This is a genomic window from Alcaligenes parafaecalis (assembly GCF_026344135.1).
GTDB lineage: Bacteria > Pseudomonadota > Gammaproteobacteria > Burkholderiales > Burkholderiaceae_B > Alcaligenes > Alcaligenes parafaecalis.
Map to the genome: position 1 here is coordinate 16,130 of NZ_JAPKNA010000009.1, position 22,158 is coordinate 38,287.

Here is a 22,158-nt window from a genome sequence, read left to right on the forward strand (position 1 = left end):
TGTAGCTTAAAAAAGCAGCCCCAAATTATCTATTGTGGAAATCCGAAACCATTTGTCATGATGCGTCTTGCCCGTCCGTCCGGATTCATACGCCAGGCTGCCTCGCGCACCCTGGCCGCCCACCCGATCAGCACCTATGTGCCTATCCTGGCCATCCTGATTATTGTGCTCTTGATGGGGGTGTTTGCCTGGGCCGTCAATAAGGAACGGGATGACGAACAGTCCAACGAACTGATCCGCAATGCCTTGTGGGTGGAACAGTCCTTATCCTTCCAGTTACGCTCGCATGAAAATAATTTAAGCCGCATTGCCAGCGAAATTGAAGTCAACTCCGATCCCATCAGTACCCAAACAGCGCTCACGCAGCTACAGCATTTCAAGACCATTCACCCGGATCTGCTGAAAGTCGCCGTGCAGGATCGCTTTGGCACAACCTTGCTGGTGCGCCCACCCGGTGCCGACACCCGAATTGCTGCCCACGTCAGCACACCGCGTACCTCCACCTGGTTACCCGCGTACTTCTCCAATGAGCATCAGGAAAGTGTGCTGGATCTGGTCGTTCCCATTTACGAAGAAAACGATATTGTCGGCACCTTGCGCGCCACTTTTTCCCTGGCCACCATCCTGATGGAAAACGTGCCCTGGTGGATTGCCGAGCAATATCATGTCTCCCTGATCGATCAAGGCGACCAGACACTCGCCATGCGCTCCAAAGGCGAACCGGGCGAGAGCGAACTACGCTACGCCATGTCAGTAGACCCACCCTTGCATGGCGTGCGTCTGTTGATGACGCCCTACCCGCAAAAAAACATCCCCACCTTTACCCTGCTGCTCACCGTGATTGCCGGTCTGGCTTTGCTGGCCGTGGTGAACCTGGCTATGCAGCATCACTACGCCCGCAAGCGGCGCGATGCCGAACTGGCCCTGATGCAAGAGCAAGCCTTTCGCAGCGCCATTGAGAACTCCATGGTCACCGGCATGCGTGCCCGCGATCTGGATGGCAAAGTGCTGTACGTGAACCCGGCTTTTTGCGAGCTGGTGGGCCGCCGCAGCGAAGAGATTATTGGACTGGCCCCACCCATGCCCTGGTGGGTGCCGGAAATGATGGATGAAACACTGGAGCGCCGGGATCGACTGAAATCCTCCCGCGCCGTACAGGTCTTTGACACCCTGTTTCAACGGCCGGACGGCTCCCGTGTTGATGTGCAGGTGTTTGAGTCGCCACTGATTGACGCTCAAAAGCAGCATGTGGGCTGGATCAGCTCCATCATCGACATCAGTTCCCGCAAGCAGGCCGAAGCCCTGGCCAGTTCGCAATCCGAACAGTTGCACCACACGGCCAAGCTGGTCACCATGGGCGAGATGGCATCCACTTTGGCCCACGAACTGAACCAGCCACTATCCGCCATTGCCAGCTATGCGGCAGGCTCTTTGAACCTCTTGAGCAACGAGCCGCTGGACCCCAAACAACTACGTCGCGGGCTGGAAAGTCTGGCCGAGCAAACCCGCCGGGCCGGACAGATCATTCACCGAATTCACGACTTTGTTCGCAAACGGGACCCTCAGCTTAGCCCGCTGAATCTGCCCGATGCCTTGCAAGGGGCACTCGCCATGGCCAAGGCCGGATTGCGCCATCATCAAATCCAATTGGTGACTCCAGCCCACCCCGAGGATCTGCCCGTCATGGGCGACAAGGTCTTGCTGGAGCAACTGATCTTCAATTTGCTGCGTAATGCGGCCGAAGCTATGTCTGGCCTGGAGGCCGAACGCCGTATCCTGGAAGTCAGCATGCAGGCCAGCAATGGCGTGGTATTAGTGATGGTGGCTGACCAGGGCCCTGGCGTGGCCGCCACGATCATGGGCGAAGTATTCCAGGCTTTTACCACCACCAAAGCCCAGGGCCTGGGCATAGGCTTGAATATTTGCCGCTCTATTGTGGAGCTGCACCATGGCAAACTCTGGTTTGAAAACGGGGTTCCCCACGGTGCCACTTTCCTGTTTTCCCTACCCTTGATCGAACATGACTAAGCGCGCACCTTTGGTCCACATCGTGGACGACGACCCCGCCATCCGAGATGCCCTGTCCTGGCTCTTTGCCACCCGACAGGTCAATACCGAGCTGTGGGACAGCGGCGAGGCCTTTCTGAATGCACTGGGGCCCGACAGTCAGGGCTGCATCTTGCTGGACATCCGCATGGACGGCCTGTCCGGCCTGGAAGTGTTTGAACAGTTACGCGAGCGCCAATCCTGCCTGCCCGTCATTTTTCTGACTGGCCACGGTGACCTGCCCCTGGCCGTAACGGCCCTGAAACAAGGCGCTGCAGACTTCATCGAAAAGCCCTTTAACGATAATGATCTGGTGGACCGCGTTCTGGACGTGCTGCGCACTTACGAGGCCAGTCAGGCCGAACGCGCCAATGAGCAGGCCCTGGAAGAGCGGCTGGAAACACTGTCCCAACGTGAACGGGAAGTGCTGGCTCTGGCCCTGGAGGGGCGGCTGAACAAACAGATTGCCCAGGACCTGAGCATTACCATGCGCACGGTCGAAGTTCATCGTGCGCGGGCACTGGAAAAAATGCAGTCCCGCACCCTGATCGAACTGGCACGCATGCTGGACCCGGCCCGCCTGCGGGAAGACCGCAGCCCGCCGGGGCCTTAGGCAAAGGCACCGGGACGGGTGTATATAATGCAGCCATAAACTATTAGAACCGCGCCCAAGGCCCGGTCCCCGGAGCGATAATGAGCACCACTACCGAAAACACCGATTTGCACCTTTCCCATCTGGATGAAGATGGCAAAGTTCAGATGGTTGATGTCAGCCACAAATCGGCGACATCCCGTTCTGCCACTGCCCGCGCCGTGGTGCGCCTGAGCCCGGCTGCCTACCAATTGCTATCGGCCCAGCACAACGCCAAGGGCGAAGTGCTCAACACCGCCCGTGTGGCGGGTGTTCTGGCCGCCAAACGCTGCGCCGAGCTGATTCCCATGTGCCACAGCCTGCCACTGGATTTTGTCGGCATTGATTTTGAAAGCGATGCTGCCGCAGGCACCATTGCCGTGCTGGCCACCTGCCGCACCCGCTACACCACCGGTGTCGAGATGGAAGCCATGACAGCCTGCTCCATTGCCGCCCTGACTATTTACGATATGTGCAAAGCCGCCGACAAAGGCATTGTGATCGAACAGACCCGCCTGCTGGAGAAAACCGGCGGTAAAAGCGGCACCTGGACAGCCTCGGTCTAAGCCCTTTCACGGAGATATCATGACAAGCCCTTTGACATTGCGCGTCCTGTACTTCGCCCAAGTGGCCGAACGCACAGGCCAGCGCCAGGAAAACTGGGAATGGCCACAAGAAAGCACTGTCCAGCAATGGACGGAGGCCCTGCTGCAGCGCCACCCGAATTTGAGCGATATGGCAGGCCGCCTGCATGTGGCGGTCAACCAGTTTCACGCCAAGCCCACCGACCCTGTCCGCCCTGGCGATGAAGTGGCTGTGTTCGAGCCCGTCACCGGAGGTTGAGATGATTCGCATCCAGACCGAAGACTTTGATGTTGCCGCCCTGAACGCCGAGCTGCGCACCACGGCAGGCGGCAAGGCCGGTGCCATGGTGACCTTTACCGGCTATGTGCGCGATCAGGCCGATGGCACCGCCACCGAATCCCTGTTCCTGGAACACTATCCCGGCATGTGCGAACGCGAGATCGAAGCCGTTTGCGACCAGGCCCGCCAACGCTGGCCCATTCTGGATACGCTGGTCGTGCACCGCGTGGGCGAGCTGCACCTGACCGAACAAATCGTCTATGTCGGCGTCACCAGCGCCCACCGTGGCGACGCTTTTCGCGCCTGCGAATTCATCATGGATGTGCTGAAAACCCGCGCCCCTTTCTGGAAGCGCGAAACCTTGGCCGACGGCAAGCGTTTCTGGGTGCAGCAGCGCGATAGCGATGCCCAGAAAACCGATGCCTGGAATACTTCTGCGGACACCAACAAGCATGTCTAAAGCCAAGAGCGATTTACCCGCTGCCCGATTGAATGTGGCCGTCCTGACCATTTCAGACCGCCGTGGCCCAGATGAAGACACATCCGGCGACTACCTGGCAGACAGCCTGACCGACAGCGGCCATTACTGCGTCCAGCGTGCCATCAGCAAGGACAATATCTACGCGATCCGTGCCCTGCTCAGCCAATGGATTCTGGACCCGGAAATCAACGCCATCATCTGCAATGGCGGTACGGGCTTCAGCCATAAAAAGTCCACGATTGCGGCGGTGACACCTTTGCTCGATCAGATCATTACCGGCTTTGGCGAACAGTTTCGCTACCTGTCCTATCAGGACATCGGCTCCTCGGCGCTGCAGTCCGATGCGCTAGCCGGGACCGCCAACCGAACCTTGCTATTTTGCATTCCCGGCTCGGGCGGCGCTTGCAAACTAGCCTGGGAAAAAATCCTGAAAGAGCAGTTGGACAGCCGTCATCGCCCTTGCAATTTTGCCTCCGAGTATCTGGAGCCACCCAAACCCTGATGCCTGCACAAGGCAAAGCGGCAAGGACCTCGGAACGCCCCCTTTTACACCGTGACCTCATCTCCTGAGCCACGAATTGTTTTATCGAATTTATCCATCCTATGATCGAATTTGACGTAGCACAGCAACGGCTGGCCCAGGCAGGACAAGTTCCCACCCAAACCGAAACCTGCGATTTGTCGCAGGCCTTGGGACGCATTCTGGCCCAGGATATTCAAGCTCAACTGGACATGCCGCCTGCCGACAACAGCGCTATGGATGGCTATGCCTTGCGCCTGGCCGACATCGTCGATGGCAAGGTTCTGCCTATTCAGCAGCGCTGCTATGCCGGTGATATTCCTGAGACGCTGAAAGAAAACATGGCGATCCGCATCTTTACCGGCAGCATGTTACCGCCCGGTGCCGATACCGTAGTCATTCAGGAGAACTGCCAGGAAGACGAACAAGGCGTGCGCATTCTGGAAATGCCCGTGGCAGGCGTGAACATCCGCCGTCGTGGTGAAGACATGCGTATTGGTGAAGTACTGATTACCACAGGCACCAAACTGACGGCGGCCCATATTGCCCAACTGGCCGCACAGGGCCACGCCCAGTTGCAGGTCTACCCTCGCCTGACGGTGGGCATCCTGACCACAGGTGACGAGCTGACACCCGCCGGTCTGCCTCTGAAAACCGGCCAGATCTACAACTCCAACGCCCCCATGCTGCGTGCACAGCTTCAAGCTCTAGGGGTTGAAACCGTCCATGCTGTTCATGCCAAAGACACACTGGAAGCCATTCAGGACGCCCTGAAAGAACTGCTGCAACGCTGCGATCTGGTGCTGACGGTAGGCGGTGTCTCGGTAGGTGAAAAAGACTTCGTGAAGCCTGCCATCGAAGGTATAGGCGGTCAGCTAGATCTGTGGAAAGTGCGCATGAAGCCCGGCAAACCGCTGGCACTGGCGTACATAGACAACAAGCCCCTGGTCTGCCTGCCCGGCAATCCGGTGTCTTCTTACGCCGTGTTTTCCTTGATGGTGTCGCCGCTGATTCGTCGTCTGCAAGGTCGCAATCAAGTACTGCCCACGATTCGCTACGGCATTCTGCAAGGCGAGCGCCACTTTGAAGGTGACCGCGAAGAGTTCATCCGAGTACAAGTGGATAACGACGAGCAAGGCCGCCTGCTGGCGCGCCCATTCGATAATCAGGGCTCGGGCGTGATCAGCTCCCTGCCTTGGGCACAGGCACTGGCCCGCATCCCTGCCGACTCCCATGTCGCCCCCGGCGATGTGGTGCGTCTGTATGAATACAGCCAGTGGCAGGCATAAGCTCGGACAGTCATCCAGGCTTTAACTTGGCCATAAAAAAAACCGCCCTGATCAGGGCGGTTTTTTAATGTGCTATCCGTGACTGGAAGGAAAGATAAAAACCATGCAGACACATGGTTAGAACCAATCAGTTCAGCCCCTCAAATCTGAGTTTCTTATCAAACCACCGATCAGGAACTAACTTGCCAGCTTTGCGCCTGGTCCAGATCCTGAGGGGTATTGATATTGAAGAAAGCACGTTCAGGGGCATTGCGAAAATCCACTTCCACCGCGCCTATGCTTTCCAGCCACGTCATGACACGGCGTTCGCCGCTCAGCAGATACTCTTTCAGGCTAGCAGCCTGGTCGGTACGCAGCAGCAGGCATAGGGGATGGCTGCGTTCAGCTTGCGCATAGGCAGCGACAGCGCCCTGCTCTTCTACCGCCTTGATCAAGCGCTTGCCCAAGTCCACGGGTACAAAGGGCAAGTCCACGGGACAGGACAAGGCCCACGGGGTAGAGATCTGATCCAGCACACTGGCCAGACCGGCCAAGGGGCCCAGATAGCCTTCCAGTTCCAGTGCGTCGGGGACCACACGGCCCCAATGGACATACTGTTCAGGGTTACGGTTCGCACTGATCAACATAGGGCCCACCTGTGGGCGCAGGCGACGCACCAAGTGCTGAACCAGAGGCTGGCCTTGCAAGAGCAGCAAACCTTTATCGATCTGACCCGACAAGTCAAAACGCCGGGCCCGACCGCCTGCCAACACAATACCGCTGATGTCCTGTGTGCTTATCATCCGCCGATGTAACTCATTTCTATACGCTCACGACTCGTGGTCTGCTCGCCCCGAATCTCGGAATATCGGTCCTGCCGACCTGTCCAGACGCCATGCATATAGGCGGCTAACCGTTCGTCGGAAGCATCCGAGCGCAATTGCGCCCGCACATCATAACCTTGAGAAGCAAACAGGCACAGAAACAGGCGTCCCTCCGGGGAAAGACGCATGCGTGAACAGTCCCCACAGAAGGGCTGGGTCACACTGGTAATCACGCCCACTTCGCCTGTACCGTCCTTGAAACGCCAGCGGCTGGCAACTTCACCTTTATATTGAGCGGCCACCGGCTCCAGCTCAAAACGCGACTGAATGCGTTCCACAATGTCTGCGCCGCTAAGCACTTCCTGCAGATTCCAGCCATTGCTGGTGCCTACATCCATGTACTCAATAAAACGCAGTATCTGGCCCGAGCCTTTGAAGTGCTCCACCATAGGCAAAATCTGATCGTCGTTCAGACCTTTGCGCACCACCATATTGACCTTCACCGGGCTCAAACCCACGGCTTGAGCTTTGGCAATGCCGTCCAGCACGGTGGAGACAGAAACGCCGCTATCGCTCAGTTGAGTAAAGCGGGCATCATCCAAAGCATCCAGACTGACGGTGACGCGATGCAGGCCCGCGTCTTTCAAAGCCTGGGCTTTGCGGCCCAACAAGGTGCCATTGGTCGTCAAGGTCAGCTCCACCGGATTACCTTCCGGTGTGCGCAGCTTGGCCAACATGGCAATCAGCACTTCGATATTGCGACGCAAGAGCGGCTCGCCGCCCGTCAGGCGCAGCTTGCGCACGCCCAGGGCAACCGCTTGCCGTGCCACGCGCTCAATCTCTTCAAAACTGAGCAGGGAAGAATGAGGCAGGAACTCGTAGTCCGTGCCAAACACTTCCCGCGGCATACAGTAGGTACAGCGGAAATTGCATTTGTCGGTCAGGGAAATACGCAGGTCACGAAACGGACGATGGCGTTTGTCCAAGGGTTGCCCGGACACAGCAGCAATGCGCACCGTTGGACGGCGCGCAGGTTCAGCAGCACTCGTTTGAATCCCCTGTTCAATGCCTGACGGTACAAGCCCCGATCCAGCAGGCGCCGCGTCAGTCCGCCCCGCAGATAAAGCCTCGGAGCCTGGGGAAGCCGCTTCTTGATATGGCCTGGCCTGAACCTCGTCTACAGACAGCGGTTCACGTTTTGGCCCATGATCATCGCTCATGGTGTTCTCTTTCGTTCAAGGACAGGGTTGGCCCCGTCTCATGGTGTATGTGTGTTTTCGTCAAGCTAAGGGGACTAACGCCAGAGCAGATCGGCAGCCTGCCCGAAGGCCTGCTCCAAGGTCATGATCTGACCCAATCCCCGTGGGTCGTAACCCACCAGATCTTCCATGAATTGACTATACGCGGAACCGCCAATCACGTTCATCAGTTGCTGCATAGGAGCCTTATCCAGCGCTTCTTGCTCGACCGCAATGAAATAACGCTCCTGAGCCAGGGGAATGAACTCCAGCCCGCATCGGCTGGCCGCTGTTTCCACACCCAGCCCAGTATCGGCCATGCCACTGGCCACATGAGCTGCCACCGCCATATGCGTCAATTCTGTTGTTTCAAAGCCCAACACCGCATTCGTGTTTACCCCTAACTGGCCCAACAGCAAAGTAGCCAGAAAACGGGTACTGGAACCCATTTGCCGGTTCACAAAGCGCACATCCGGCCGCAACAAATCCGCCATGCCCGTGATGTTCTTGGGGTTGCCCTTCTCCACAAACAGGCCGGTTCTACGGGTAGACAGGAAAATCAGCCTGTGACGCGACGGCGACAACCACTGTCCATAACGACGCATGGCAGCCACCTCGAACTCGCCCACCGGAACCTGAAAGCCTGCCAGATCGCAGTCCCCGCGCTCCAGCGAAGCCAGCGCTTCAATGGCCGTGCGATAACGCAGTTCCAGCGGCAAGCCTTCGTGCTCGTTGGCAAAGCGCATCAGGCCTTCAATCGCAAACCCGTGGCTGGCCTGAAAGCGCAAACGATCCAGGGGCTGGGCGTACAAGCGGCCCAGTTCCTCTTCCAGCTCGGAAGCCATGCTTTCCAGGGTCGGCGTCAAACGCGCATCCAGACGCCGGTTGGCCCACAATAAGCGTTGGGCAAACTCGGTCAGCTTGGTGCCTTTGCGCCGCGAGGTTTCCAGCAAAGCCGCATCAAACTGTTTTTCGGCATTACGTAACAAGCCCCAAGCGTGTCGGTAGGAAAACTGGCATTCTTTGCTGGCTCCCGCCAGGTGCCCAAGTCGCTCGATGGCACCCAACAGACGCAGGACATCCCCCATGGGAAGCTCCACGCCGTCGGCATTTTCCAGAATCCATTCAGAGCGCAGCCGGGCTTTGAATTTCTGTTTGGTCATGTGTTTTTAAGACCAGTGTGTTTTCGTATTTATGTTTTGCACTGCATGTACCAAACATTATATATGCGAAATATTGCTTATTGAAGTTATGGACTTAAGTCGTTAGATTACGGGAGAAAACATAGTCAAATAATATGCACAGCCGTGCATAAAAAAACATGGAGGCGCAGGCTCCCAACCCGGGCACCGCGCACACAGGACATGCACACAATCCCTCATGCCCAGGAGCAGGACCTGTCCGGTCTGACTCCTGAAGAGGTCACCTTGCAAGCCGTGCAGGAACATGCCGGCCAAAAAGGTAACCTGTTGCCTATTTTGCACACTATCCAGGACCGGCTCGCCTGTATTCCCGAGTCCGTGGTGCCGGTGCTGGCCGAACAGCTAGCCCTGTCCCGGGCGGAAATCCATGGCGTTATTTCCTTTTACGCCCACTTCCGTACCCAGCCCCACGCGACTCATACCCTGGAAATCTGCCGGGCTGAAGCCTGTCAGGCGCGGGGCGGGCTGGAGCTGACGGCTCATGCCCGTCGCCGCCTGAACTGCGACTTCCATGAAAACAGTGATGACGGCCAGTACACCCTGGAGCCGGTCTACTGCCTGGGCCTCTGTGCCCAGTCCCCCGCCGTCATGCTCGATGGCGTACCCCATGCACGCGTCACCCCGGAAAAACTGGACGCCCTGCTAAGCAGCCAGGAGGCCCAGTCATGAGCACGATTACCGTTTATGTTCCGCGCGATACCGCGGCCGTTGCAATGGGCGCCCATCAAGTTGCCCAGCAACTGGCAGCGCAGGCTAAAGAGCGTGGTCTGGATGTACAGATTGTGCGCAATGGCTCGCGCGGTTTGCTGTGGCTGGAGCCCATGGTCGAAGTCCAGACGGCAGAAGGCCGTGTGGCTTACGGCCCTATCCAGACCGAAGATTTGCCCGGTCTGTTTGACGCCGGTTTCCTGCAAGGCGGTGCACATAAGTTGAGTCATGGCCTGACGGACGCCATCCCCTACCTGAAGAACCAGGAACGCCTGACTTTTGCCCGTGTGGGGATTATTGATCCAATCAGCGTGGCCGACTACCAGGCCTGTGGCGGCTTTGAAGGTTTGAGCAAAGCGCTGGCCATGGAGCCAGCCGCGATTGTGAAAGAAGTCACTGACTCCGGCCTGCGTGGTCGTGGTGGTGCGGCTTTCCCGACCGGCATCAAATGGAACACGGTACTGAACACACCGGCTCCACAGAAATACATTGTCTGTAATGCCGACGAAGGCGACTCAGGCACGTTTTCTGATCGCATGCTGATGGAAGGCGATCCCCTGTGTCTGGTTGAAGGCATGGCGATTGCCGGTCTGGCCGTCGGTGCGACCTATGGCTACATCTACGTACGCTCCGAATATCCGCTTGCCGTGCAAGCGCTGAACGAAGCCATTGTGGCGGCGCGCGCAGCAGGCTGGCTGGGCAAGAACATTCAGGGCAGCGGCTGCGACTTCGATCTGGAAGTACGCAAGGCAGCCGGTGCCTATATCTGTGGCGAAGAAACCGCCCTGCTCGACAGCCTGGAAGGCAAGCGTGGCGTGGTGCGTGTGAAGCCGCCTCTGCCCGCCATCAAGGGTTTGTTTGGCCTGCCCACCGTGATCAATAACGTGGTGTCGCTGGCCTCCGTGCCTGTCATTCTGGCCAAAGGCGGTGCTTACTACCAGAACTACGGCATGGGCCGTTCGCGTGGCACCCTGGCGTTCCAGTTGACCGGCAATCTGCAAAACGGTGGCCTGGTGGAAAAAGCCTTTGGCGTCACCCTGCGCGAATTGCTGTACGACTACGGTGGCGGCAGCGCCAGCGGTCGTCCCTTGCGTGCGGTGCAAGTAGGTGGCCCATTGGGTGCCTATCTGCCCGAGCACCAGTGGGATGTCCCGCTGGACTATGAAGCCTACATGAAGATCAATGCCATGGTCGGCCACGGTGGTCTGGTGGCCTTTGACGATACGGTGGACATGGCTCACATGGCGCAATACGCCATGGAGTTCTGTGCCATTGAATCCTGTGGCAAATGTACCCCCTGTCGCATTGGCTCTACGCGTGGCGTGGAGACCATTCAGAAGATCCGTCGCCGCGAAGATATGGACAACCATGTCGAGCTGCTGCGCGACCTGTGCGACACCATGTTCTCCGGGTCCTTGTGCGCCTTGGGCGGCATGACCCCTTATCCCGTCCTGTCCGCGCTGGAACACTTCCCCCAGGATTTTGGACTGGCCCCGCAAACCGAGCAGGACCTGGCCAAGGTCTAAGACGGAGATCACCATGAAAGAAACAGTCGCCGTACGCGAACGTGACCTGGGCACCCCAGCCTCGACCCAGACCGAGATGGTCAACCTGACCATTGATGGCAAATTGATTGAAGTGCCCGTTGGCACTTCCGTGATGCACGCGGCCGCCTTGGCCGGCATCAATATTCCCAAGCTGTGCGCCACCGATTCGCTGGAAGCGTTTGGCTCCTGCCGCCTGTGCCTGGTAGACATTGAAGGCCGTCGCGGCCACCCTGCTTCCTGCACCACCCTGGTGGAAGAAGGCATGGTTGTCCAAACCGAAAACGACACCCTGCACAAGCTGCGCCGCAACGTGATGGAGTTGTACATCTCCGATCACCCGCTGGACTGCCTGACCTGTCCTGCCAACGGCAATTGCGAACTGCAAGACATGGCCGGTGTCGTGGGCCTGCGCAGCGTGCGTTATGGCTTTGATGGTGCCAACCACCTGGACGACACCACCGACGATTCCAACCCTTATTTTGCCTACGACTCCAGCAAGTGCATTGTCTGCAATCGCTGCGTACGTGCCTGTGAGGAAGTTCAAGGCACTTTTGCACTGACTATCGACAAGCGCGGTTTTGAATCGCGTGTTACCGCCGGTCAGAACGATGGCTTCCTGGGCAGCGATTGCGTGTCCTGTGGTGCTTGTGTCCAGGCCTGCCCGACCTCTTCCCTGATGGAAAAATCCGTCATCGATCTGGGTCAGCCCGAACACGCTGTCATCACCACCTGCGCTTACTGCGGTGTGGGTTGTGGCTTCAAGGCCGAGATGAAAGGCGACAAAGTCATTCGCATGACACCCTGGAAAGACGGCAAGGCCAACCGTGGCCACGCCTGCGTGAAAGGCCGTTTTGCCTGGGGTTACGCCACTCACCAGGACCGTATCCTGAGCCCCATGATCCGCAAGAGCATTACGGACCCTTGGCAGGAAGTGTCATGGGACGAGGCCATCAACTACGCCGCCTCCGAGTTCCGTCGCATTCAGGACCAACACGGTCGTGACGCCGTAGGCGGTATTACCTCCTCGCGTTGCACCAACGAAGAAACCTATCTGGTGCAAAAGCTGGTTCGCGCCGCCTTTGGCACCAACAACGTGGACACCTGCGCCCGCGTGTGTCACTCCCCTACCGGCTACGGCCTGAAGATGACCCTGGGTGAGTCCGCCGGTACGCAAACCTTTGACTCGGTGATGCACACCGATGTGGTGATCGTGATGGGTGCCAACCCCAGCGCCGCCCACCCCGTGTTTGCATCGCGCCTGAAACGCCGCCTGCGCCAAGGTGCTCGCCTGATCGTGATCGACCCGCGCCAGACCGAACTGGTCAGCTCGCCGCACATCCAGGCCGACTACCACCTGCCCCTGCGTCCAGGCACCAACACCGCCATGCTGACCGCCATGGCCCACGTTATCGTCACCGAAAATCTGGTGAACGAAACCTATGTGGCCGAGCGCTGCGATACCGCTGCCTTCAATGAATGGCGCAGCTTTGTCAGCCAGCCCCAGAACTCGCCAGAAACCATGGCCGAGATCTGCGGTGTATCCGCCGACGACATCCGTGGCGCAGCCCGTCTGTACGCCACCGGCGGCAACGGCTCGATTTACTACGGTCTGGGCGTGACAGAACACAGCCAGGGCTCCACCACCGTGATGGCCATTGCCAACCTGGCCATGGCCACTGGCAACGTGGGCCGCGAAGGCGTGGGTGTGAACCCGCTGCGTGGTCAGAACAACGTGCAAGGCTCCTGCGATATGGGCTCCTTCCCGCACGAGTTCCCTGGCTACCGTCACGTCTCGGACAATCAAGTTCGTTCGCTGTTTGAACAAGCCTGGGGCGTGCCTCTGCAATCCGAACCCGGCCTGCGCATTCCCAATATGTTTGACGCTGCCTTGAGTGGCAGCTTCAAGGGCCTGTACTGCCAGGGCGAAGACATTGTTCAGTCCGACCCGAACACCCAGCACGTGGCCGCCGCCATGGCCGCCATGGAGTGTGTGGTGGTGCAGGACCTGTTCCTGAACGAAACCGCCAAGTACGCCCATGTGTTCCTGCCCGGTTCCTCCTTCCTGGAAAAAGACGGCACCTTCACCAACGCCGAGCGCCGCATTTCGCGCGTACGCAAAGTGATGGAGCCCAAAGCTGGCATGGCTGACTGGGAAGTCACCTGCGCCCTGGCCCGTGCTCTGGGCTACCCCATGAGCTACGAGCATCCCGGCCAGATCATGGACGAGATTGCCCGCCTGACACCAACCTTTACCGGCGTGTCCTACGATCGCATCCAGGAACTGGGTGGCAGCGTGCAATGGCCTTGTAACGAGCAAGCCCCTGAAGGCACCCCCACCATGCACATCGACGAGTTCGTGCGTGGCAAGGGCCGCTTCATGCTGACCCAATACGTGCCCACCGAGGAACGCAGCAGCCGCAAGTTCCCCTTGTTGCTGACGACTGGCCGCATCCTGTCGCAATACAACGTGGGTGCACAAACCCGCCGTACCGACAACGTGGCCTGGCATGCGGAAGACTTGCTGGAAATTCACCCGGTGGATGCCGAAGATCGTGGCATTCGCAGTGGCGACAAAGTCTCGGTCAAGAGTCGTGCAGGCGAGACCGCCTTGCGTGCGACGGTGACCGAACGAGTGCAGCCAGGGGTGGTCTATACTACTTTCCACTTTCCCGAGTCGGGTGCCAACGTGGTCACCACCAATAACTCGGACTGGGCAACCAACTGCCCCGAGTACAAGGTGACAGCGGTACAGATTCAGCGCGTCACGTCCGAGTCGGCCTGGCAAAATCGCTGGAACCGTTTCCACGATATTCAGCAGCGTCTCTTGCAAGGCGAGACCCTATCGGCCGAAGATTTGGCCCATGCGGATCACAGCCACCAGCATGAGCCTGACGAGGCCGTCGCGAAAGTATGATGCGTCTAAACAGGCCTTAAGGAGTTGCCGCGTGAGCCAGGCAGATTTTCGTGATGCCAGCGCCCCTGCCACCGTATGGCGGCAGGCGCGTACCCAAGCTGAAGCACAAGCTGAGAACCTGCCCCAAGAGGATCAGGATGCGCTGGCGCGCGAGCAGGCAGTTGCCCTGGAATTCAACGGCATCAGCCATAGCGCCTTGTTGTGCAGCCCCAGCGATCTGGAGGATCTGGCTTACGGATTCTCCATGACCGAGGGCATCATCCGTACGGCTGACGATATACGCGGCGTGGATGTGCTGGAAGGCGAGCGCGGCAGCCTGCTGCAAATCGAAATTGCCAGTGCCTGCCAGCATCAGCTCAAAGCCCGTCGCCGCCAGTTGGCCGGTCGCACAGGCTGCGGTTTATGTGGTCTGGAAAGCCTGGACGAGGTACGCCGACAGCTCCCTCGTCTGGATGCTCCCGAGCACAGTCCCGATGCCGCCGCCATCTTCCAGGCGCTGGATGCCTTGCGCTCCAGCCAGCCCTTGCATCGACTGACGGGGGCTACCCATGCCGCCGCCTGGTGCAATCTGCAAGGCGACATCCTGGCCGTGCGCGAAGATGTAGGCCGCCACAACGCGCTGGACAAGCTGCTGGGCCACATGTTGCGCAACGATATTGATCCACGCTCTGGCATGGTGCTGATCTCCAGCCGTGCCAGCTTCGAGATGGTCCAGAAGGCCGCTGCCATGGGCATCAACTTTGTGGTGGCCGTCTCCGCCCCCACCGCCTATGCCGTGCAGATTGCCGATGAACTGGGTGTCATGCTGGCTGCCTTTGCCCGTGACCGCAGCTTCACGCTGTACAGCCATCCCCACTACCTGAATTCTGCCGAGTCCCGCTCGGCCACATCACCATGAATATTGTTCCTTTGATTCCTATGGCCAACCAGATCGGCCAGTTCTTTGAAATCCTGAGCAATCGGGAACAAGGCCTGCGCGAGATTGCGGAACATATCCAGAAATTCTGGGACCCGCGCATGCGCCGTTCCCTGCTGGATTTCGTTGCAGAAAACCCCAACGGCAAAAGCGCTGATGGCGAGCTCTTGCCCATTGTTTTGCAGGCAGTCGTCGCCCACAAGCAGCAACTGGAACCACGCAGCCAGTAAGACACAGCGCAGACACAAAAAAAAACCCGCCTAGGCGGGTTTTTTCTTTGGGCTGAACAACGATTAATCGTGTTCTTTAACGCGGTACACCAGCACGGTGTTCTTGGCCATATTCAGCACCTTGATGGTCACGCTACCCAGCAACAAGCGGGACAGACCGCTGCGGCCATGACTACCGATAAAAATCAGGTCGCAGCCTTCTTGCTCGGCTACCTGAACCACACCGTCGGCTACGTTGAAGTTCGATACGGATTTACCGGTTGCCTTGACGCCAGCGGTCTCGGCACGGTCCAGAATCTGTTGCAGGTATTTCTGCGACTGTTCTTTGGCGGTCTTGTCGTAGTCCTCGTCGGTGATGGCGTAGGCAGCCGCCATACCATCAAAGCCAACTGTGGCAGCAAATGGCTGCGTCACGTGCAAAGCCAGAACCTCGGCACCAATTTGGCGGGCAAAGGTCACGCCTTTGTTGGCTGCTTGGGAGGAGAGCTCGGAACCGTCAGTTGGAATCAGAATTTTCTTGAACATGGCATAACCCCTTTGAATGGAGACAGATAGCTTACCGCTGCATACCGGCACAGGACAAGCTAGTACAGACCTGAACCTTGAGCCAGGTCAGGATTCGTTCAATGCACGGAATAATACGGCACAACGAGTGCCCGTGCGGCAGTAAGCCAGAGTCGGGCCTGGCAAGGCTTCAAGTAATTGGCCAAAACGGGCAACATCAGCAGAAGTAATAGCGCTACCCACTACTGGCTGATACTCTACCTGCAAACCGGCCGCCTGGGCTGCTTGCATTACGTCGGCGGACAAAGGCTGGTCGGGGCCACCTTCCATATCGGGCCGGTTGATAATGACGCTTTTAAAACCGGCATCGGCCACGGCTTGCATATCCTCTCCCGATAACTGAGGGGCGACGGCCAATTGCTCGGTCAAAAACTGGTGTGGGAAGGGCATAGAAACTCCTGGAATCGGGATAAACTAAATCTGTTCAAAGGAAAAATAGTATGTTCCCCCCCGAGAGTACGCAAGCCCCTTTCTCTGCGTCCCTGCCACAAGGCAATCACGCCAGTGCCTTGCTGATCCGTCACGCCACCGTGGACGATATGACAGCGGTGCAAAACATCTATGCCTATCACGTGCTGCACAGTACGGCGACCTTTGAACAAAGCCCGCCGGACGAACAGGAGATGCGTGCGCGCTATGCACAAGTGCGCGAACAGAATCTGCCCTGGCTGGTCGCGGAACTGGACGGGCAAATCGTGGGCTATGCCTACGCAGGCACGTATCGCTCCCGTCCCGCCTATCGCTTCACCGTGGAAGATTCCGTCTATCTGGCTCAGGGTCTGATTGGCAAAGGCCTGGGCAAAGCATTGCTGGAGCAATTACTGCTGGAATGTGAAAAAGGTCCGTGGCGGCAAATGGTGGCTATCATCTCCGGCCATGACAGCCGAGGCTCCATTGCCCTGCACCGTTCGCTGGGCTTTGCCCATGTGGGCACCCAGCCAGCCGTGGGCTATAAATTCCAGCAGTGGATTGATGTGGTCGTCATGCAGCGCAGTCTGGGCGAAGGCAGCCACAGCCAGCCTGCCCAATCGGCCTAAGCGTCTCTCTCAGGCAATGCGCAGGCTGTATTGATCCAGCCAGTGCTGCATGTCATTGCCTGCCAACACCTCATACTCCGCCAGACGCTGTATACCCACAGGATCGTCCTGCACGCTGCTCAAGGAAGGATGGCACATCATGCTGTCACCGTGCTGCATCACGGCCAGCCAGGCCTGTACCAAGGCGCTATAGCGTTCCTTGCCGCCCTGGAAGTCGTAGACACCGGTAAAGCTGCTATTCAAGGTCACGCCCCTGGCCCTGGCCTGACGCAGCAAATCCCTGGAACCCAAGGCAGCAATAATCTGCGCCTTGAATCTGTCTTTAAACGCAAAGCCCGCTGCCAGACGCTGAGCACCCGTATAGCGCAGCCAGGGCATGGAAGCGGCATAACGGCATTCCATTTCCGCCAGCAAGGCCTCGCGAATCATGGGCAGTTGATGCACGTGCTGATGCCCATCGATATAGTCCGGGCCCTGCCCCATGACGTCCTCAAAACGATCGAGCTGACGAGCCACGCTGTCCTTAACTCTGTCACTATCCAGGCGATGCAGCAGGCTACGAAGAATCACCTGCTTGAGCGGCATGGCATAGACGCCCGCTTGCGAGGCAAACTCGGTAAAATTCAGGTGCAAACCTTTTTGCAGCGTGCTCTGGCGCAGTGCCGGTGCATTTTGTTCAAAGCTGTCCCCATCCACTAAACAGGACGTTCCTGTCAGGCGTCGGGCCTGGGCCAATTTCAGAATGGCCTCGTCCACGGCAGGGGCCATGCCAAAATCATCCGCGCATATACTGATTTGCCTGTCTTTGGCCACTGCTCGCTCCGCTTTCTCTTTATGTCTCGTCAAATCATTCTGTTCATTCTGGTCGGCACCCTGGCCGCCTTCACGCACTGGGGCATTGTAATCGCCCTGGTGCAAACGCTCAGCCTGTCTCCGCTGCTGGCCAATCTTTTTGGCTGGCTGATTGCGTTTCTGGTGTCCTTTGGTGGCCATTACTGGCTGACGTTCCGATCTCAGAATGCCCGTTTTCTGCCTGCACTGTCACGTTTTTTTCTGGTGTCAGCCGCTGGCTTCGCGGTCAACGAAGCCAGCTATGCGTTTTTACTGAATCACTCCGGCCTGCGCTACGACCTGCTGCTAGGCCTGATTCTTATTGGTCTCGCAGTACTGACCTTTGTGGCTGGGCGGCTTTGGGCGTTCCGCCGCACATAAGCTCGTGATCGTCCTGATCAAAGCGCCACAGCGCAATGCGCTGATCTTCGTACAGGCGCTGAGCATGATTCAGCACCTGACTTTGACGTACCGCATCGGGCCCGCCGATCAACCAGAAAACCGCCTTGCTGTCCTGGCAAAGCTGCTTGCGTAAGGTCTCCCGATCAATCAAGGTCAAAGCCCCACGCTGCGGCTCGAAACGAGCCGCTTCCAGCAGCTCTTTACGCCAACTGTCGGTACGCATGATGTCAGGGTCATCCCAACGTCCCATGACGCTGATACTCTGCAAACCGGGAACGTAAAAACCAAGATCGTAGCGGTAGTTATTCAGAAACACGACACGATCACCGGGCTGATATTCTGCCGCCAGAACCCGGCCCAGCTCACGGCTATTCACCTGAGGGCGAAGCACCATCGTCACCACAGCAGCCAGACATAACAACACGCCGATAGCCAGGCTCCAGATGGCACGGCGTCCCACTGCGGGCTCACCTTCGCGCTGACTTTGACGTAACACGACATCCGCCAGAAAGAAGGCCCAAGGGCCAATAGCAGGCAACACATAGCCCACCAGCTTGGACGTGGGGATAGAAAAGAACACAAGCACGGTCAACAGAGCAGATAGCATCAGGCCACGCACGGCACCCAAGCCATCAGGGGCACTAGCCACTCCACGCACACGCCGGAACAAGAAAGGTGTCCAGCTCAAGGTGGCGACAGGCATCAGGGCAAAGTAGAACCAGAAAGGCTGGGGATTATTGAAGCCCGTTTCCAGAAAACGCTGAAAGTGCTGATAAACAATGTAGTAATCAAAAAAACCGGGATAGCGCGCCTGCATGGCCCACATCCAGGGAGTGGCCACCAACAGCAAAACCCCCAAGCCGGTGACAGAGAACATACGCAGCAAAATGCGCCACTGGGCACGGCCCAGCAACCAGAACACCAGAATGCCACCGGGTATCAAAATCCCGATCAAGCCCTTGGCCAGGAAAGCCAAGCCTGCTGTGGCATACAGACCCATCAAGGCCAAACGGTACGGACGCCCCTGCTCCATCTGCAAGGCAGCGTGCCCGCCCAGCAACACACAGCTACTGATCAAGGCCGCTACCGTCATATCCAGATTGGCGTAATGAGAGGCGCCGAAAAGCAAAGGGCTGCTGATCAGAATCAGAGCCGTCCAGCCCGCATGTTGCTGGCTGGCGTGACGCTTCAGAAATGAATGCATCCCGGCCAGCAGCAAGGCCGCCATCAGGGCAGGCACCAAACGGGCACCGACAAAATTCACACCCAGCACTTTCAGGCTTAGCGCACTCAGCCAGTAATGCAGAGGAGGTTTATGAAAAAACGGCAGGCCGTCCAGGCGCGGCACCAGATAATCGCCCGACTCCAGCATGGACAAAGCCACACCAACGTAGCGCCCTTCATCCGGGATCAACAAGGGGTAGGCCCCCAAGGTCAGCGCAAACCACATCAACGCCAACAGGCCCACCGACACACTGGAAAGCGTGCCCAGACCCTGCACAGAGCGTCGCAGCCAATAGACCGGGCCTCGCTGCTGTCCCAGCGGCAAGGTGGCTACAGAAGGGGAATAGGAATTCTCGATACTCATCGTTCAAAGCCAAACCAATAGGGTTAGGCAGCCACCCGCGTGGCTGTCAAAAAACGATTCAGAGTATCGATGTAGCGTTCAATTACAACTAAGAGCAAACTGCCAATTAAACGGCGGGATTTGCTTTCAATCCTGCTGCTGGGCAGGACCAGACGTCGCACTCTGCTCTTGGTCTGAGGCCAATGTAGCGCTCTGAGCCAAACCTTGCCCCCGGCGACGATGCACCAGATACAAAGGCCGGTTTTTAACCTCGGCAAAGATGCTGGCAACGTACTCGCCTACCACCCCCAGCGACAGCATGTTCACGCCCGCAAAGAACAGAACAACCGTAATCAGGGTCGCCCATCCCCGGACCGCATCCCCATAGATCAAATGCTTGAAGATGATGAACAAGCCGTAGCTGAAAGACAGCATGGCCAACACAGCGCCAGCCAGACTGAGCAAACGCAGCGGCCAGGTCGTAAATGCAGTCAAACCGTCTACCGCAAAGCGCAACAGCTTGGCGGGTTTGAAGCGGCTGACACCATGCAGGCGCTCGGCAGGTGAATAGTAAATAGGCTCGGAAGGAAAGCCCACCCAGGCAAACAGCCCCTTCATGAAACGGCTGCGCTCGGGCAAAGCCAGCAAGGCATCCACAACGCAGCGATCCATCAAACGAAAATCGCCCGCATCCCGGGGTACCCGCAGGCCATTGGAGGTGCGCATCAACTTGTAGAACAAGCTGGTGCCTACCCGCTTCATCCAGGTCTCGTCGTCGCGGGTTTCCCGCACGGCATAGACCATTTCCAGGCCTGTAGACCAACGCTCCAGCATGGCTTCAATCAAGGCAGGAGGATGCTGCAAATCCGCATCCATACACACCACCACCTGCCCGCGACTGGCCTCCAGCCCTGCTGTCAACGCCGCTTCTTTACCAAAGTTGCGCGACAACTGCAGATAGACCAATTGAGGATAGGTTTGACGCAATTGCTCAACAACCAACGGCGTCGCGTCAGTGCTGCCATCGTCAACGAAAATGATTTCAAAATCCTGGACCAGTTCGCGCAGCTTTGCCACCAGGACCGGCAACAAAGCGGGCAGGTTTTCTGCTTCATTCAAACCAGGGATGACGCAGGAAAGCGTTTGGGCCTGTCTTTTTGTAATCATTATTTCTTGAGCACCATGCTGTAACAAAATCAGGATCCAGCCAACAAAAAGTAATCGTAGCCCGCCAGACCGCCTAGTGCAATTTACCTTCCGTGATATTTATCTTTCATAAAGAACGCCTTGGACCACCGTTGCGACCTTTGCACGCCGCAAGACGGGCCACCTACTTGAACACGCAACATCGATACTCTGAAACTCGCAGCCAGTGTAGGAAGGCGCGCGTTGAATCTGCGTGAAATCAGACGTAAAAGCCGCAAGTTTTTCAGCCATTTTCTTTCCGGCTTGACCCCAAAGAGCCAGGCCAATAAGATAGATAAAATATATATCTTTAAATTCAAAATATTATGGCTCTCAATGCTTTGTGTACCCGCCAGGAAATTCATGATCTGGTTTGGGACTTTTATGATCGCATCCGCATGGATGAAGTCCTTGGCCCCATTTTCTCCGAGCGCATCAAGGATTGGGATACGCACCTGGGCGTGATGGAGGAATTCTGGTCCTCCCTGCTGCTCAAGACAGACGGCTTTAACGGCAACCCGATGGCCAAGCACTTGTCGCTTAGCCACATCCAGGCCAGCCACTTTGAACAATGGCTGCGTCTGTTCAAGGAAACCTGTCAGGAACGCGAGAACCAGGCAATGGCCGAGCTGGCGCTGGAATACGCCCAGCGTATCGCCCGCAGCTTCTGGTTTGGTTACCAGTTCCAGCACAACCCCACCAAAGTGGCCAGCGAGCTGCAACTGCCTTAATCATGCGCCTGACTAATCTGACCGACTACGCCCTGCGTCAATTGATGTACCTGGGCCAGAACGAAGACAGGCTCTGTACCATCGCGGAAATTGCCCAGTACCACCAGATTTCCCAAGCCCACCTGATGAAAGTCACCCACCTGCTCGCCAAAGGCGGGTGGATTCAGACGCAACGGGGGAAAAACGGCGGCATGCGGCTGGCTCGCGCCCCTGAAGAAATCAATCTGGGCGAACTGGTGCGTTATACCGAAACCGATCTGGCCGTGGTGGAGTGCTTGGGCAGCGGCACCCACTGCATCCTGAGCGGACGTTGTAATCTGAGCAATATTCTCAAACAGGCTCTGGTTCAGTTTCTAAGCTATCTGGACAACTACACCCTGCAGGATATTATTGTTCCAGGCAGCAGCCCGGAACAGACGATTGCCTGGCCCACCAAGTCCATGCATTCGGCC

24 protein-coding genes are annotated in these 22,158 nt (G+C 57.7%); 16 read left to right on the top strand and 8 right to left on the bottom strand.

What is annotated here, in order from left to right; all coding sequences use genetic code 11:
• The first annotated feature begins 57 nt into the window (after positions 1–57).
• From OSH09_RS18025 to OSH09_RS18055, 7 genes are all read left to right on the top strand, one after another.
• The gene (locus OSH09_RS18025) at positions 58–2,028 is read left to right on the top strand and encodes a PAS domain S-box protein (RefSeq protein ID WP_266121774.1); all 1,971 of its coding nucleotides are present in this window, start codon (positions 58–60) and stop codon (positions 2,026–2,028) included.
• On the top strand, positions 2,021–2,659 hold the full coding sequence (locus OSH09_RS18030) for a response regulator transcription factor (RefSeq protein WP_207873316.1): 639 nt from the start codon (positions 2,021–2,023) through the stop codon (positions 2,657–2,659). The genes OSH09_RS18025 and OSH09_RS18030 overlap by 8 nt, the downstream gene beginning before the upstream one ends.
• Before the next feature lie 80 nt (positions 2,660–2,739).
• A complete protein-coding gene (gene moaC, locus OSH09_RS18035) occupies positions 2,740–3,243 on the top strand; it encodes a cyclic pyranopterin monophosphate synthase MoaC (protein ID WP_207873315.1) in 504 nt (167 codons plus the stop codon).
• 19 nt (positions 3,244–3,262) lie between these two features.
• Positions 3,263–3,520: a molybdopterin converting factor subunit 1 gene (gene moaD / locus OSH09_RS18040; protein ID WP_207873314.1), complete on the top strand. Its 258-nt coding sequence runs from the start codon at positions 3,263–3,265 to the stop codon at positions 3,518–3,520.
• 1 nt (position 3,521) lies between these two features.
• Positions 3,522–4,001 carry a molybdenum cofactor biosynthesis protein MoaE gene (locus tag OSH09_RS18045; protein WP_222667694.1) on the top strand — a complete coding sequence of 160 codons (480 nt, stop codon included), beginning with the start codon at positions 3,522–3,524 and terminating at the stop codon, positions 3,999–4,001.
• Entirely contained in the window at positions 3,994–4,524 is a 531-nt protein-coding gene (gene moaB / locus OSH09_RS18050) for a molybdenum cofactor biosynthesis protein B (protein WP_266121775.1), read from the top strand. Before OSH09_RS18045 ends, moaB begins: the two co-directional genes overlap by 8 nt.
• Before the next feature lie 101 nt (positions 4,525–4,625).
• Complete coding sequence (locus OSH09_RS18055; RefSeq protein WP_266121776.1) at positions 4,626–5,831, top strand: molybdopterin molybdotransferase MoeA; 1,206 nt, start codon at positions 4,626–4,628, stop codon at positions 5,829–5,831.
• Between the two features lie 170 nt (positions 5,832–6,001).
• On the opposite strand, the gene mobA is transcribed toward OSH09_RS18055, so the two are convergent.
• From mobA to OSH09_RS18070, 3 genes are all read right to left on the bottom strand, one after another.
• Positions 6,002–6,613, bottom strand: a complete 612-nt coding sequence (mobA, locus tag OSH09_RS18060) for a molybdenum cofactor guanylyltransferase MobA (protein ID WP_207873310.1) — start codon at positions 6,611–6,613, stop codon at positions 6,002–6,004.
• Positions 6,610–7,854: a GTP 3',8-cyclase MoaA gene (moaA, locus tag OSH09_RS18065; RefSeq protein ID WP_266121777.1), complete on the bottom strand. Its 1,245-nt coding sequence runs from the start codon at positions 7,852–7,854 to the stop codon at positions 6,610–6,612. The genes mobA and moaA overlap by 4 nt, the downstream gene beginning before the upstream one ends.
• A 74-nt stretch (positions 7,855–7,928) precedes the next feature.
• The gene (locus tag OSH09_RS18070) at positions 7,929–9,035 is read right to left on the bottom strand and encodes a substrate-binding domain-containing protein (protein ID WP_207873309.1); all 1,107 of its coding nucleotides are present in this window, start codon (positions 9,033–9,035) and stop codon (positions 7,929–7,931) included.
• A 201-nt stretch (positions 9,036–9,236) separates the two neighbouring features.
• Between OSH09_RS18070 and OSH09_RS18075 the strand changes: the two genes are divergently transcribed.
• The 5 genes from OSH09_RS18075 to OSH09_RS18095 are packed head-to-tail and all read left to right on the top strand — an operon-like array spanning position 9,237 to position 15,389.
• The gene (locus OSH09_RS18075) at positions 9,237–9,743 is read left to right on the top strand and encodes a formate dehydrogenase subunit gamma (protein ID WP_222667698.1); all 507 of its coding nucleotides are present in this window, start codon (positions 9,237–9,239) and stop codon (positions 9,741–9,743) included.
• Positions 9,740–11,308, top strand: coding sequence for a formate dehydrogenase beta subunit (locus OSH09_RS18080; protein WP_266121778.1), 1,569 nt, complete (start codon positions 9,740–9,742; stop codon positions 11,306–11,308). Before OSH09_RS18075 ends, OSH09_RS18080 begins: the two co-directional genes overlap by 4 nt.
• Before the next feature lie 13 nt (positions 11,309–11,321).
• Positions 11,322–14,243, top strand: coding sequence for a formate dehydrogenase subunit alpha (gene fdhF, locus OSH09_RS18085; protein ID WP_207873306.1), 2,922 nt, complete (start codon positions 11,322–11,324; stop codon positions 14,241–14,243).
• Positions 14,244–14,274: 31 nt separating this feature from the next.
• A complete protein-coding gene (gene fdhD / locus OSH09_RS18090; protein ID WP_266121779.1) occupies positions 14,275–15,141 on the top strand; it encodes a formate dehydrogenase accessory sulfurtransferase FdhD in 867 nt (288 codons plus the stop codon).
• The gene (locus OSH09_RS18095; RefSeq protein ID WP_222667701.1) at positions 15,138–15,389 is read left to right on the top strand and encodes a formate dehydrogenase subunit delta; all 252 of its coding nucleotides are present in this window, start codon (positions 15,138–15,140) and stop codon (positions 15,387–15,389) included. Before fdhD ends, OSH09_RS18095 begins: the two co-directional genes overlap by 4 nt.
• Positions 15,390–15,452: 63 nt before the next feature.
• On the opposite strand, the gene OSH09_RS18100 is transcribed toward OSH09_RS18095, so the two are convergent.
• Both OSH09_RS18100 and OSH09_RS18105 read right to left on the bottom strand, forming a co-directional pair.
• Positions 15,453–15,914, bottom strand: coding sequence for a universal stress protein (locus tag OSH09_RS18100; RefSeq protein ID WP_207873304.1), 462 nt, complete (start codon positions 15,912–15,914; stop codon positions 15,453–15,455).
• 87 nt (positions 15,915–16,001) lie between these two features.
• A complete protein-coding gene (locus OSH09_RS18105) occupies positions 16,002–16,343 on the bottom strand; it encodes a TIGR01244 family sulfur transferase (RefSeq protein ID WP_207873303.1) in 342 nt (113 codons plus the stop codon).
• Positions 16,344–16,393: 50 nt separating this feature from the next.
• Between OSH09_RS18105 and OSH09_RS18110 the strand changes: the two genes are divergently transcribed.
• Positions 16,394–16,990, top strand: a complete 597-nt coding sequence (locus OSH09_RS18110; RefSeq protein ID WP_266121780.1) for a GNAT family N-acetyltransferase — start codon at positions 16,394–16,396, stop codon at positions 16,988–16,990.
• 9 nt (positions 16,991–16,999) lie between these two features.
• Here the strand turns inward: OSH09_RS18110 and OSH09_RS18115 are convergent, their stop codons facing one another.
• Positions 17,000–17,758: a ChbG/HpnK family deacetylase gene (locus OSH09_RS18115; RefSeq protein ID WP_266121781.1), complete on the bottom strand. Its 759-nt coding sequence runs from the start codon at positions 17,756–17,758 to the stop codon at positions 17,000–17,002.
• A 66-nt stretch (positions 17,759–17,824) separates the two neighbouring features.
• Here OSH09_RS18115 and OSH09_RS18120 point away from each other — a divergent pair, with 66 nt between their 5' ends.
• On the top strand, positions 17,825–18,202 hold the full coding sequence (locus tag OSH09_RS18120) for a GtrA family protein (RefSeq protein ID WP_207873300.1): 378 nt from the start codon (positions 17,825–17,827) through the stop codon (positions 18,200–18,202).
• Here OSH09_RS18120 and OSH09_RS18125 read toward each other — a convergent pair.
• Entirely contained in the window at positions 18,141–19,811 is a 1,671-nt protein-coding gene (locus OSH09_RS18125; protein WP_266121782.1) for an ArnT family glycosyltransferase, read from the bottom strand. The genes OSH09_RS18120 and OSH09_RS18125 overlap by 62 nt on opposite strands.
• A 126-nt stretch (positions 19,812–19,937) precedes the next feature.
• Complete coding sequence (locus OSH09_RS18130) at positions 19,938–20,957, bottom strand: glycosyltransferase family 2 protein (RefSeq protein WP_222667705.1); 1,020 nt, start codon at positions 20,955–20,957, stop codon at positions 19,938–19,940.
• 344 nt (positions 20,958–21,301) lie between these two features.
• On the opposite strand from OSH09_RS18130, the gene OSH09_RS18135 reads away from it, so the two are divergent.
• Together OSH09_RS18135 and OSH09_RS18140 are read left to right on the top strand one after the other, a co-directional pair.
• On the top strand, positions 21,302–21,706 hold the full coding sequence (locus tag OSH09_RS18135) for a group III truncated hemoglobin (protein ID WP_207873298.1): 405 nt from the start codon (positions 21,302–21,304) through the stop codon (positions 21,704–21,706).
• 2 nt (positions 21,707–21,708) lie between these two features.
• Positions 21,709–22,158, top strand: a 450-nt coding sequence (locus tag OSH09_RS18140) for an RrF2 family transcriptional regulator (protein WP_207873297.1), incomplete at its 3' end; no start/stop codon positions are given.

Excerpts from the sequence above, each read along its gene's own strand:
- OSH09_RS18025 (WP_266121774.1), top strand. The coding sequence starts at position 58 with ATGATGCGTCTTGCCCGTCCGTCCGGATTCATACGCCAGGCTGCCTCG.
- OSH09_RS18030 (WP_207873316.1), top strand. The coding sequence starts at position 2,021 with ATGACTAAGCGCGCACCTTTGGTCCACATCGTGGACGACGACCCCGCC.
- moaC (WP_207873315.1), top strand. The coding sequence starts at position 2,740 with ATGAGCACCACTACCGAAAACACCGATTTGCACCTTTCCCATCTGGAT.
- moaD (WP_207873314.1), top strand. The coding sequence starts at position 3,263 with ATGACAAGCCCTTTGACATTGCGCGTCCTGTACTTCGCCCAAGTGGCC.
- OSH09_RS18045 (WP_222667694.1), top strand. The coding sequence starts at position 3,522 with ATGATTCGCATCCAGACCGAAGACTTTGATGTTGCCGCCCTGAACGCC.
- moaB (WP_266121775.1), top strand. The coding sequence starts at position 3,994 with ATGTCTAAAGCCAAGAGCGATTTACCCGCTGCCCGATTGAATGTGGCC.
- OSH09_RS18055 (WP_266121776.1), top strand. The coding sequence starts at position 4,626 with ATGATCGAATTTGACGTAGCACAGCAACGGCTGGCCCAGGCAGGACAA.
- mobA (WP_207873310.1), bottom strand. The coding sequence starts at position 6,613 with ATGATAAGCACACAGGACATCAGCGGTATTGTGTTGGCAGGCGGTCGG.
- moaA (WP_266121777.1), bottom strand. The coding sequence starts at position 7,854 with ATGAGCGATGATCATGGGCCAAAACGTGAACCGCTGTCTGTAGACGAG.
- OSH09_RS18070 (WP_207873309.1), bottom strand. The coding sequence starts at position 9,035 with ATGACCAAACAGAAATTCAAAGCCCGGCTGCGCTCTGAATGGATTCTG.
- OSH09_RS18075 (WP_222667698.1), top strand. The coding sequence starts at position 9,237 with ATGCACACAATCCCTCATGCCCAGGAGCAGGACCTGTCCGGTCTGACT.
- OSH09_RS18080 (WP_266121778.1), top strand. The coding sequence starts at position 9,740 with ATGAGCACGATTACCGTTTATGTTCCGCGCGATACCGCGGCCGTTGCA.
- fdhF (WP_207873306.1), top strand. The coding sequence starts at position 11,322 with ATGAAAGAAACAGTCGCCGTACGCGAACGTGACCTGGGCACCCCAGCC.
- OSH09_RS18095 (WP_222667701.1), top strand. The coding sequence starts at position 15,138 with ATGAATATTGTTCCTTTGATTCCTATGGCCAACCAGATCGGCCAGTTC.
- OSH09_RS18100 (WP_207873304.1), bottom strand. The coding sequence starts at position 15,914 with ATGTTCAAGAAAATTCTGATTCCAACTGACGGTTCCGAGCTCTCCTCC.
- OSH09_RS18105 (WP_207873303.1), bottom strand. The coding sequence starts at position 16,343 with ATGCCCTTCCCACACCAGTTTTTGACCGAGCAATTGGCCGTCGCCCCT.
- OSH09_RS18110 (WP_266121780.1), top strand. The coding sequence starts at position 16,394 with ATGTTCCCCCCCGAGAGTACGCAAGCCCCTTTCTCTGCGTCCCTGCCA.
- OSH09_RS18115 (WP_266121781.1), bottom strand. The coding sequence starts at position 17,758 with ATGGCCCCTGCCGTGGACGAGGCCATTCTGAAATTGGCCCAGGCCCGA.
- OSH09_RS18120 (WP_207873300.1), top strand. The coding sequence starts at position 17,825 with ATGTCTCGTCAAATCATTCTGTTCATTCTGGTCGGCACCCTGGCCGCC.
- OSH09_RS18125 (WP_266121782.1), bottom strand. The coding sequence starts at position 19,811 with ATGAGTATCGAGAATTCCTATTCCCCTTCTGTAGCCACCTTGCCGCTG.
- OSH09_RS18130 (WP_222667705.1), bottom strand. The coding sequence starts at position 20,957 with ATGATTACAAAAAGACAGGCCCAAACGCTTTCCTGCGTCATCCCTGGT.
- OSH09_RS18135 (WP_207873298.1), top strand. The coding sequence starts at position 21,302 with ATGGCTCTCAATGCTTTGTGTACCCGCCAGGAAATTCATGATCTGGTT.